Source organism: Microbacterium sp., assembly GCF_036277215.1.
Classification (GTDB): domain Bacteria; phylum Actinomycetota; class Actinomycetes; order Actinomycetales; family Microbacteriaceae; genus Microbacterium.
The window spans coordinates 18,199-27,472 of sequence record NZ_DASUNI010000146.1; the positions used below are offsets into that span (position 1 = coordinate 18,199).

Annotated in this window: 12 protein-coding genes and 1 tRNA gene; 8 read left to right on the forward strand and 5 right to left on the reverse strand. The window is 68.9% G+C overall.

What is annotated here, in order from left to right; all coding sequences use genetic code 11:
• Nucleotides 1-19 precede the first annotated feature (19 nt).
• Entirely contained in the window at nt 20-646 is a 627-nt protein-coding gene (gene orn / locus VFX99_RS07520) for an oligoribonuclease (protein ID WP_329665676.1), read from the reverse strand.
• Nucleotides 647-736: 90 nt separating this feature from the next.
• Between orn and VFX99_RS07525 the strand changes: the two genes are divergently transcribed.
• Both VFX99_RS07525 and VFX99_RS07530 read left to right on the forward strand, forming a co-directional pair.
• Nucleotides 737-812, forward strand: a tRNA-Arg gene (locus VFX99_RS07525).
• 113 nt (nt 813-925) lie between these two features.
• Nucleotides 926-1,135, forward strand: a complete 210-nt coding sequence (locus VFX99_RS07530) for a methyltransferase (RefSeq protein ID WP_329665677.1) — start codon at nt 926-928, stop codon at nt 1,133-1,135.
• Between the two features lie 4 nt (nt 1,136-1,139).
• Here VFX99_RS07530 and VFX99_RS07535 read toward each other — a convergent pair whose 3' ends face one another.
• The gene (locus VFX99_RS07535) at nt 1,140-1,766 is read right to left on the reverse strand and encodes a hypothetical protein (protein ID WP_329665678.1); all 627 of its coding nucleotides are present in this window, start codon (nt 1,764-1,766) and stop codon (nt 1,140-1,142) included.
• 61 nt (nt 1,767-1,827) lie between these two features.
• Here VFX99_RS07535 and VFX99_RS07540 point away from each other — a divergent pair, with 61 nt between their 5' ends.
• On the forward strand, nt 1,828-3,252 hold the full coding sequence (locus VFX99_RS07540) for a PLP-dependent aminotransferase family protein (RefSeq protein ID WP_329665679.1): 1,425 nt from the start codon (nt 1,828-1,830) through the stop codon (nt 3,250-3,252).
• Nucleotides 3,253-3,256: 4 nt separating this feature from the next.
• On the opposite strand, the gene VFX99_RS07545 is transcribed toward VFX99_RS07540, so the two are convergent.
• Nucleotides 3,257-3,520 (reverse strand): hypothetical protein, encoded by a 264-nt coding sequence (locus VFX99_RS07545; RefSeq protein ID WP_329665680.1) that lies wholly within the window; start codon nt 3,518-3,520, stop codon nt 3,257-3,259.
• 240 nt (nt 3,521-3,760) lie between these two features.
• On the opposite strand from VFX99_RS07545, the gene ssb reads away from it, so the two are divergent.
• The 4 genes from ssb to VFX99_RS07565 all read left to right on the forward strand — a co-directional run bounded on the left by ssb (nt 3,761) and on the right by VFX99_RS07565 (nt 7,127).
• A complete protein-coding gene (gene ssb, locus VFX99_RS07550; protein ID WP_329665681.1) occupies nt 3,761-4,315 on the forward strand; it encodes a single-stranded DNA-binding protein in 555 nt (184 codons plus the stop codon).
• A gap of 43 nt (nt 4,316-4,358) precedes the next feature.
• Nucleotides 4,359-4,877, forward strand: coding sequence for a DUF6993 domain-containing protein (locus VFX99_RS07555; RefSeq protein ID WP_414684338.1), 519 nt, complete (start codon nt 4,359-4,361; stop codon nt 4,875-4,877).
• 65 nt (nt 4,878-4,942) lie between these two features.
• On the forward strand, nt 4,943-6,625 hold the full coding sequence (gene ettA / locus VFX99_RS07560) for an energy-dependent translational throttle protein EttA (protein WP_329665682.1): 1,683 nt from the start codon (nt 4,943-4,945) through the stop codon (nt 6,623-6,625).
• The gene (locus VFX99_RS07565; protein WP_329665683.1) at nt 6,618-7,127 is read left to right on the forward strand and encodes a thioesterase family protein; all 510 of its coding nucleotides are present in this window, start codon (nt 6,618-6,620) and stop codon (nt 7,125-7,127) included. Before ettA ends, VFX99_RS07565 begins: the two co-directional genes overlap by 8 nt.
• Nucleotides 7,128-7,131: 4 nt before the next feature.
• Here VFX99_RS07565 and VFX99_RS07570 read toward each other — a convergent pair whose 3' ends face one another.
• Nucleotides 7,132-7,992 (reverse strand): acyl-CoA thioesterase II, encoded by an 861-nt coding sequence (locus tag VFX99_RS07570; RefSeq protein WP_329665689.1) that lies wholly within the window; start codon nt 7,990-7,992, stop codon nt 7,132-7,134.
• Nucleotides 7,993-8,129: 137 nt separating this feature from the next.
• On the opposite strand from VFX99_RS07570, the gene VFX99_RS07575 reads away from it, so the two are divergent.
• Nucleotides 8,130-8,813, forward strand: coding sequence for a hypothetical protein (locus VFX99_RS07575; RefSeq protein ID WP_329665684.1), 684 nt, complete (start codon nt 8,130-8,132; stop codon nt 8,811-8,813).
• Here VFX99_RS07575 and VFX99_RS07580 read toward each other — a convergent pair.
• Nucleotides 8,810-9,274 (reverse strand): FAD-binding protein (locus VFX99_RS07580; protein ID WP_329665685.1); only part of this gene is annotated, 465 nt, incomplete at its 5' end. The two genes, VFX99_RS07575 and VFX99_RS07580, sit on opposite strands and share 4 nt — an antisense overlap.

Sequence of the window (9,274 nt, forward strand, 5' to 3'; positions counted from 1 at the left end):
GGGCAACCCGAAAATTCTCTCATACTCCGGGAGCGAACGACGAAACGGCCGCGGCCGCTGCAGCGCGAGCTCCGTCGCTTGTCGGTCCGGGCTCGGGCACGAACACCGCGGAGCGGTAGTAGGTCAGTTCCAGGATGGATTCGCGGATGTCGGCGAGCGCCCGGTGGCCGCCGCCTTTCGCGGGGGCGTGGATGTACGCCCGGGGATACCACCGCCTGCTGAGCTCTTTGATGCTGGAGACGTCGACATTGCGGTAGTGGAGCCAGCGATCCACGCGCGGCATGTATTTCGCGAGGAACATGCGGTCGGTGCCGATCGTGTTGCCGGCCAGGGGGGCCTTGCCCTCGAGCGGCACGAAGCGCTGGATGTACTCGAGCGCCTCGAACTCGGCTTCGGCGACGCTCACGCCGCCGGGGATCTCGGTCAGCAAACCGGATTTGTGGTGCATGTCGGTCACGAAGTCGTTCATGTGGGCCATCGCCGACGCATCCGGCTTGATCACGATCGAGAACCCCGGATCGAGAGGTCGGAGCTCGAAGTCGGTGACGACGACGGCGATCTCGACCAGCTCATCGACCGACAGGTCCAGGCCCGTCATTTCGCAGTCGATCCACACGAGCCGGTCGTTGTCGGATGCCCCCACCATGGGGTCCATCCTAGTCAGGGGCATGGGACACGGCTTCCGGGGCGAGGGCGTTCCGGGGTCCCCGATCGCGGCGCGATAACCTTGATTCGCGCCTCCGTAGCTCAGTGGATAGAGCAGCGGCCTTCTAATCCGCCGGTCACAGGTTCGAGTCCTGTCGGGGGCACCACGACCGGCAAGTCGATTGCGCCGCGCACCGCGGACGGCGTGCGACACGCGCTCGAGACCACTGGCGTCGCCGAACCAGCGGGCGTAGCGTCGAGGGGCACGGAAGGGGTTCAGATGAGCACTGAAACGCATCACAGCCTGTGGGTGGCTTACGGGCAGTCCGGTGTCGTCGGCAGCATCCGCAAGGACGAGGACGGCTACACCGTGACCATGGCCGGCGCCGACTCGTCAGCCGGCAAGTATCCCTCGATGGAGATCGCCAAGAACGCTCTGCACTCGCGGATGACGCCTGGCAGCGACTGGCCGGAGTTCCGCGAGCACTGACGCGTCAGCTCGAAACACCCGTCGGGAAGGCTCGCTCGGCGGGCATGCTCTTCCGAGCGCGGGCTGTGTCCAGCAGCGGCAGCGCGGCGTGGACCAGGGGCCCGATGAGCACCGCGAACAGCACTGTGCCGATCCCGACCGTGCCGCCGAGCACCCAGCCGATCGCGAGCACCGCGACCTCGACGACGGCGCGGCAGGCCCAGATCGGCCAGCCGAGCCGGGAGTGCAGCCCGGTCATCAGTCCATCGCGCGGGCCGGGGCCGAATCGCGCTCCGATGTAAAGGCCGGAAGCCACGGCGACGAGCAGGATGCCGCCCAAGAGGACACCGATCTGAGCCCACATCCCCATGATCGGCGGCACGATCCACAGCACGACCTGCATGCTCGTGCCCACCAGGAGGATGTTCGCGATCGTTCCGACGCCCGGTCGCTGTCGCAGCGGAATCCATAGGAGAAGCACCAGGAAGCCGAGGACGTTCGTCACCCAGCCGATGCCGATTCCCGTGTGGAGGGAGATCCCCTGTGCGAGCACCGTCCAGGGGTCGACGCCCAGTCCCGCCTCAACGGTGAGGGCGCACCCGGCTCCGTAGAGGAGCAGGCCGATGAGGAGTTGAATGACGCGACGAGGCATGCGCCCATCCAATCGGATGATTGGCTCGAACGCTGCAGTCCAATTCGATTACTCTGGCTTCATGGACTCTCGGATATCCGCCCGTGCACTGGCGGCCGCCCTCGGCGGCTGGCGCACGCGCGAGCCGGCGTACGAAGCTCTGGCGGACGGCATCCGCCTGCTCTGCCTCGACAACAGGCTCGCTCCGCGCACCGCGCTGCCTGCGGAACGGGAGCTGGCGGCGTTCCTTCGGGTGAGCCGCAGCACGGTTGCGGCCGCCTACCGAAGCCTCCGCGAGTCGGGGCACATCGCGAGCACCCGCGGTTCGGGAAGCGTGACGCTGCCCCTGCGCCGCCGAGACCCCGGGCGGACGCTGGTCAGCGACGGCGCGATCGATCTGCAGCAGGCGAGCCCGCCGGCGTGGCCGGGTCTGGCGGGGGTCCTGTCCGAGGTGGCGGCGTCGGCGTCGTCGTTGGTCTCGCGCGTCGGATACGACGTGGTCGGGCGGATCGAACTGCGCGAGGCCATCGCCCGGCGGTACTGCGACCGCGGCATTCCCACCTCACCGGACCAGATCATCGTGACGAGCGGCGCCCAAAGCGCGATCCACCTCCTGGCGGGCGTTCTCGCCGGCCGGGGGGATCGGGTGCTGATCGAGACGCCGACCTACCCCCACGCGGCCGACGCGCTGCGTCGCGCCGGCACGCGGCTGGTCGGCGTGCCGGTGACCTCCGCGGACGGCTGGGACCTGGATCGCGCCGAGCAGGCGTTCGCACGGACGCTGCCGATCATGGCGTACCTGATGCCGGACTTCCAGAACCCCACCGGGCGGTCGATGTCGACGGGGGCGCGAACCACGATCCTGCAGTCCGCGGAACGGGCCGGCACGATCCTCGTGCTGGACGAGACCACCGCGGACCTCGACATCGACCGCGGGACGGTCGCACCCGGCTTCCTCGACGGCGATCCCTCGCTCGTGGTCCGCGTCGGCTCGCTCGGGAAGACCGTTTGGGGCGGGCTGCGCGTGGGATGGATCCGCGGCGAGACCGATCTGGTGCGACGGCTGGTGGCGGCGCGCCCGGCACAGGACCTGGGCACTCCGGAGTTCGAGCAGGCCGTCGCAGCGACCCTCTTCCCACAGTTCGGCGCAGTCGTCGCACAGCGCTCGCACGTCCTTCGCAATGGACGGGATGCCGTCCTGGCGGCGGTCTCACGAGCTCTGCCGGAGTGGCACGCACCGCACGCGCAGGGCGGGGTCTCACTGTGGATCGAGCTGGACGCGCCGCTGAGCTCGGGGCTCGTGATGGACGTACGATCGCGGGGACTGCTGCTGTCGGCCGGCCCTCGGTTCTCTGTGGACGGCGGCCACGACCGGCATCTCCGCATCCCGTTCACCGCGTCACCGGACGACCTGGTCGCCGCCGTCGACATCCTCGCCGAGGCATGGCCGCGGGTGCGCGGCGGCGCGCGTGTGGCGATGGCCGAGCAGCTCGACTCCGTGGTCTGAGCGGTCAACGAGCGAACGTCACGCACTCGACGGCGTCGTCGGCCGACCAGAACTCCCCGAGCTCACGGAATGCCCGGCTCGGTGCGTGGAATCGCCGCGCGCTGAACCGGACGTCATCGCCGCGACGGATCTCCTGCAGGTGGCCGATCACCCGGCCGCTTCGGTCGACGATGCGCCACAGCGATGGTGCAGCCGCGACGAGACGGACGCGCGACCCGCGGGACAGGTGCGGGACGTCGGCAGTGGGAGTTTCGAGAAGAGTGCGCATGACGGAGATCCTTTCTCCTTCGAAGATAAGTACGACCTCCGACATCGCCGCCCTCCCGGAGCGGTAGCCGCTTGCTCCACGCCTCCTCCCCAGTCCGCCCGGCGGTCGGGCTTTCCGCAGAGGCGCCTCGCACGGCTTCATCGGCTCGGCCGCCGAAAGATCCTGAGAGTGCGCCGGTGTCCGACGGGCACTCGGGCACCGGCGCAACCCGAGGACCGTCCTCGGGCGGAAAGGACTGACATGAGCGACACCATCACCATCGTCGGAATCATCGGAACCGACCCCGAGAAGAAGAACGCGAACGGCCTGACGATCACCACGTTCCGGGTGGGGAGCACGCAGCGCAGGCTCGACCGCGCGACCGGGGCATGGGTCGACGGTGAGACCAGCTGGTACACCGTCTCGGCCTACCGGCGGCTCGCCGAGCACGCCTTCGACTCGTTGAAGAAGAAGGACCGCGTGATCCTCACCGGTAGGTTGCGTGTGCGCAGATGGGAATCGGGCGAAAAGCGCGGCACTGCCGTCGAAATCGACGTCGATGCGATCGGCCACGACCTGCTGTGGGGCACGACGAGCTTCACACGCGACGTTCCGGTATCCGGATCGTCCGCACCGCAGTCGGACGACGCGTGGGCTCCGGGCTCGACGTCCGAAGAGTCGTGGGCGACGCCCGGCCTCGAACAGACCGGGCACGCGGAATCGAGCGGGGAAGCGGTGAACGACGAAGGGGCTGCGGGCGGTTTCGACTCCGAGAAACCGGTGTTGGCGCTCACCGGAGCGGAGACACCGTTCTGAGGTGCGAAACAGGGGCCGGTGTGGTGCGCCGTAGACTCTGACCGTGTCGCCCCACCACTCCGAGCCTCGTCGTGCGCGCAGTGTGGGAACGTCGCTGGCATGGCTCGCAGTTGGAGTGACGCTCGCACTCGCCGGATGCTCGAATGCGGCGCCGACACTCAGCGCGCAACCGTCCGCGAGTGCCGCTCCGTCAGCGTCCGCCACGCCCTCACCCGCCCTGCCGACCGAGCGCGCGCTCGTTCCCGAGGGAACAGCTGAAGAGAACCTTCCGCTTTTCTCGGACGTGATCGCCGCTGTGTGGGCGACGCCGGACAACGTCGCGGGAAGGGCGTACATCGACGCGCTCATCGCCGCGGGCTTCGACAGGAGCGCGATGCAGGTCACACCGGATCAGACCACCGTGGGCAACCCCGCGGAGAGCATCCAGTTCTCGGTCCGCTGGGGTGACGAGTGCCTGGTCGGCCAGGTCGGCCCCGCGACGGGCACCCCGGTCACGGCGGTCGTACCGGTCCTCGGCGAGGGCAGCTGTCTCGTCGGACAGACCCGTCCGATCGACTGGTGAACCGCCTTCCGCGTCGCTGCCGGCGGGATTCTCGGCGGTCGGGCGGCCCGTAGACTGGACAGGATATGGCTGAATACATCTACTCGATGGTCCGTGCCCGCAAAGCAGTCGGCGACAAGGTGATCCTCGACGACGTCACGATGGCCTTCCTCCCCGGCGCGAAGATCGGCGTCGTCGGCCCGAACGGTGCCGGAAAGTCCACGATCCTCAAGATCATGGCCGGACTCGACACCCCCAGCAACGGCGAGGCCAGGCTCAGCCCGGGCTACAGCGTCGGCATCCTCATGCAGGAGCCCGAGCTCGACGAGCACCTCACCGTCCTGGAGAACGTGCAGCAGGGTGTCGGCCCCATCAAGGAGAAGCTCGACCGCTTCAACGAGATCTCGGCCCTGATGGCCGATCCGGATGCCGACTTCGACACCCTCCTGGCTGAAATGGGCACGCTCCAGGAGGCCATCGATACGGCTGACGCGTGGGATCTGGACTCTCAGCTCGAGCAGGCCATGGACGCGCTGCGCACGCCGCCGTCCGAGGCGCTCGTCAGCAACCTCTCCGGCGGCGAGAAGCGCCGCGTCGCGCTGTGCAAGCTGCTGCTTCAGAAGCCGGACCTGCTGCTGCTCGACGAGCCGACCAACCACCTCGACGCCGAGAGCGTCCAGTGGCTCGAGCAGCACCTCGCGAAGTACCCCGGCGCCGTCCTCGCCGTCACGCACGACCGGTACTTCCTCGACCATGTCGCGGAATGGATCTGCGAGGTCGACCGCGGACGACTGTATCCCTACGAGGGCAACTACTCCACGTACCTGGAGAAGAAGCAGGAGCGCCTGCAGGTGCAGGGCAAGAAGGATGCCAAACTCGCCAAGCGCCTGGCCGGCGAATTGGAATGGGTGCGCAGCAACGCCAAGGGACGCCAGACCAAGTCGAAGTCCCGCCTGGCGCGCTATGAGGAGATGGCCGCAGAGGCCGACCGCACGCGGAAGCTCGACTTCGACGAGATCGTGATTCCGCCGGGGCCCCGCCTCGGACAGGTGGTCCTCGAGGCCAAGAAGCTGCAGAAGGGCTTCGACGGGCGCAGTCTGATCGACGGGCTGAGCTTCACCCTTCCGCGCAACGGAATCGTCGGAATCATCGGCCCGAACGGCGTCGGCAAGACCACCCTCTTCAAGACGATCGTCGGTCTCGAGCAGCTCGACGGCGGCGAACTCAAGGTGGGCGAGACGGTCGACATCTCGTACGTCGACCAGAGCCGGGGCGGAATCGACCCCGGCAAGTCGCTATGGGAGGTCGTGAGCGACGGGCTGGACTGGATCCAGGTGGGCAAGGTCGAGATCCCCTCGCGCGCCTACGTGTCGCAGTTCGGCTTCAAAGGCCCGGATCAGCAGAAGAAGGCGGGCGTGCTCTCCGGTGGCGAGCGCAACCGGCTGAATCTGGCCCTGACGCTCAAGCAGGGCGGAAACCTGCTGCTGCTCGACGAGCCCACGAACGACCTCGACGTCGAGACGCTCGGCAGCCTCGAGAACGCCCTGCTGGAGTTCCCCGGCTGCGCGGTGGTGATCACGCACGACCGGTGGTTCCTGGACCGCATCGCGACGCACATCCTCGCGTACGAGGGCACCGAGGAGGACCCCGACCAGTGGTATTGGTTCGAGGGCAACTTCGAGGCCTATGAGGAGAACAAGATCGAGCGGCTCGGCCCGGACGCCGCCAAGCCGCACCGTTCGACATATCGCAAGCTCACCCGTGACTGACGAGCCGGTGTCGGGAGCATCGCGCCGGCTCCATGTCCCCATCCACCTGCGGTGGGGCGATCTGGACGCGCTCGGGCACGTGAACAACACGTCGATGCTCAAGCTGCTCGAGGAAGCTCGCCTGCGTGCCTTCTGGCGGCCCGAGGACGGCACCGAGGCGGCGCCGACCGCGGTGTTCGACATGTCCGTCCTCGAGGGCGGCGGCGCTCGTGCCACGCTCGTCGCGCGGCAGGAGATCGAGTACCTGCGGCCGGTCCCGTATGGGCAGCGCCCGCTCGACGTTCAGCTGTGGGTGGGCCGGATCGGCGGCTCCAGCGTGGAGGTCTGCTACGAGGTGCACAGTCCGCAGGGCGATGCCGCCTCGGTGGTGTACGCCCGTGCATCCGCCGTGGTGGTGCTCGTCGACACCGAGACCGGACGTCCGACACGCTGGGGCGACGCCGAGCGCGCCGCCTGGGCGCCGTTCGTCGACGCACCGATCGAGTACGCTCGGCGTCGCTGACGGATCAGCCCTCCGCTGACGGTCGTCCCGGCACCCGCACCATGATCTCCTGGGCGACGGTGGCCAGCAGCATTCCGTCGCGCGCGTAGATGCGTCCCGTGGCCAACCCTCGTCCGCCGCGTGCGCTCGGAGACTCCTGGACGTACAGCATCCAATCGTCGACCCGGCCGGGTCGATGCCACCACATAACGTGATCGAGGCTCGCCACCTTCAGGCCCGGCGTCGACCATGCCACCCCGTGGGCGCGCAGGATCGATTCCTGGATGGTGAGGTCGCTGAGATAGGCGAGGACCGCGCGGTGGATGCGCGGATCGTCGGGGATCGCACGCCGCGTGCGCATCCACACCGCCTGATGCGGCACCCGCTCACCCTCGACGGCCAGGTAGATCGGCGAGGGGACGTGGCGCACATCCAACGGGCGATCGGTGAACAGCCGCTTGGACATCGGATGCAGCCCCGCGAGGTGATCTTCGACGTCGGGCAGGGTCTCCGGGTCGGGCGGGCCGGACGGCATCTCGGCCTGGTGCTCGAGCCCCGGATCGTCGTCCTGAAAGGACGCGATCATCGAAAAGATCGGAACACCCTCCTGGAACGCCTGTGTGCGACGCGTGGAGAACGACCGTCCGTCGTGGATGCGATCCACGGCGAAGGTGATCCCCTGCGAGGCGTCTCCGGGACGGAGGAAGTATCCGTGCATCGAGTGCGCGGACCTGCCATCGGGGATCGTCCGCTCAGCGGCGACGATCGACTGCGCGAGCACCTGACCGCCGTAGACGCGGCCGAGCGGCATCGACTGGGAGACCCCGGTGAAGATGTCCTCGGTGGTGCGGGCGCCGGACCGGGACAGATCGAGAACGGCGAGCATCGAGGCGACCGGGTCGGGATCGGGCGTGAAGTCCTCGGGCGCGGGCTGAGCGGCGTCGGTCACCACGAGGTCTCGATCATCGGTTCTCCGGTCTGGGGCGGGGCGGTGGCACGCCGATGGTTGGTAGTTTAGGGCGGATGTCGCAGCGCCTGATCTTCCCGGACGCCGCCGCCGCCGCGGACGCTCTGACGTTCGCCGGTCGCACGGCGCGGGTCGGAGACGGCGCGGTCCGACTCCGCGCCGCCGGAGGCACCCTCACGATGACCTCGGCCCCGTTCGCACCGCGCGGTCTGTTCGATTCGACACCCACGGTGCTGGCCATGCGGGTACTGCCGGTGGATCCCGAGCTGGAGTGCGACATCGCGATCGAGGCCGCGGAGCTGACCACCATCGACGACGATGCGGCTCAGCTTCAGCTGCCCGAGGTGGGACTGTCACCCTCCTGGACCGGTGTGTCGCCTCCGCGGACCGGCTGGGAACAGTCCGGGGTCGTACCCGCCTCGGTGCTCGCGGCGCGAGCCCAGTGGGGCATCGCCGCGGTCGCGGAGTCGATTCCGCAGAACCCTGGAGAGGATGCCGTTCGCGCGGTGCGCGCGGCGGTCTGGGGTGTGCCCGACGACGCGCTCGGCGGGCTTCCGCTCGGAGTCGCTTTCGCGGCCTTCACGCTGGGTTTCATCGTCGGCGAGGAGGACGCCGCGGTGCGGACCGCGGGATCGTGGACCCGTCTCACGCTCGCCCGCGGGCACGTCATCGTCCGCGGACCGGCCCGCACCGGGATGACTGCCGTCCGCGAGACGCGCGCGACGGCCGAGGAGTCCTAGACCGCGGCTGCGGCGGCTCGGCCTGCGATGCGCCCGGAGAACAGGCATCCGCCCGCGAACGTGCCCTCCAACGCCCGGTAGCCGTGCACCCCTCCGCCCCCGAATCCGCTCGCCTCGCCCGCGGCGAACAGACCCGGGACGGGTTCGCCGCCCGGTGCGAGGGCGCGGGCGCTCAGGTCGGTTTCGATGCCGCCGAGCGACTTGCGCGTCAGGACATGCAGTTTCACCGCGATGAGCGGGCCCGACCGCGGATCCAGGATGCGGTGCGGCGGCGCCGTGCGCACGAGGCGGTCACCCCGGTACGCGCGTGCCGAGCGCAGCATCGAGATCTGTGCGTCCTTCGTGAAATCGTTGTCGATCTCACGGTCCCGTGCCTCCACCTCGAACCGCACCCGCTCGGCATCGAGCGCCTGGCCTCCGGGGAGCGCTCGCATGCCGCCGATCAGATCTTCGAGGCTGTC

What these genes read in the sequence shown, in the direction of transcription:
- orn (WP_329665676.1), bottom strand. Translation starts at nt 646, where the DNA reads ATGGTGGGGGCATCCGACAACGACCGGCTCGTGTGGATCGACTGCGAA.
- VFX99_RS07530 (WP_329665677.1), top strand. Translation starts at nt 926, where the DNA reads ATGAGCACTGAAACGCATCACAGCCTGTGGGTGGCTTACGGGCAGTCC.
- VFX99_RS07535 (WP_329665678.1), bottom strand. Translation starts at nt 1,766, where the DNA reads ATGCCTCGTCGCGTCATTCAACTCCTCATCGGCCTGCTCCTCTACGGA.
- VFX99_RS07540 (WP_329665679.1), top strand. Translation starts at nt 1,828, where the DNA reads ATGGACTCTCGGATATCCGCCCGTGCACTGGCGGCCGCCCTCGGCGGC.
- VFX99_RS07545 (WP_329665680.1), bottom strand. Translation starts at nt 3,520, where the DNA reads ATGCGCACTCTTCTCGAAACTCCCACTGCCGACGTCCCGCACCTGTCC.
- ssb (WP_329665681.1), top strand. Translation starts at nt 3,761, where the DNA reads ATGAGCGACACCATCACCATCGTCGGAATCATCGGAACCGACCCCGAG.
- ettA (WP_329665682.1), top strand. Translation starts at nt 4,943, where the DNA reads ATGGCTGAATACATCTACTCGATGGTCCGTGCCCGCAAAGCAGTCGGC.
- VFX99_RS07570 (WP_329665689.1), bottom strand. Translation starts at nt 7,992, where the DNA reads ATGCTCGCCGTTCTCGATCTGTCCCGGTCCGGCGCCCGCACCACCGAG.
- VFX99_RS07575 (WP_329665684.1), top strand. Translation starts at nt 8,130, where the DNA reads ATGTCGCAGCGCCTGATCTTCCCGGACGCCGCCGCCGCCGCGGACGCT.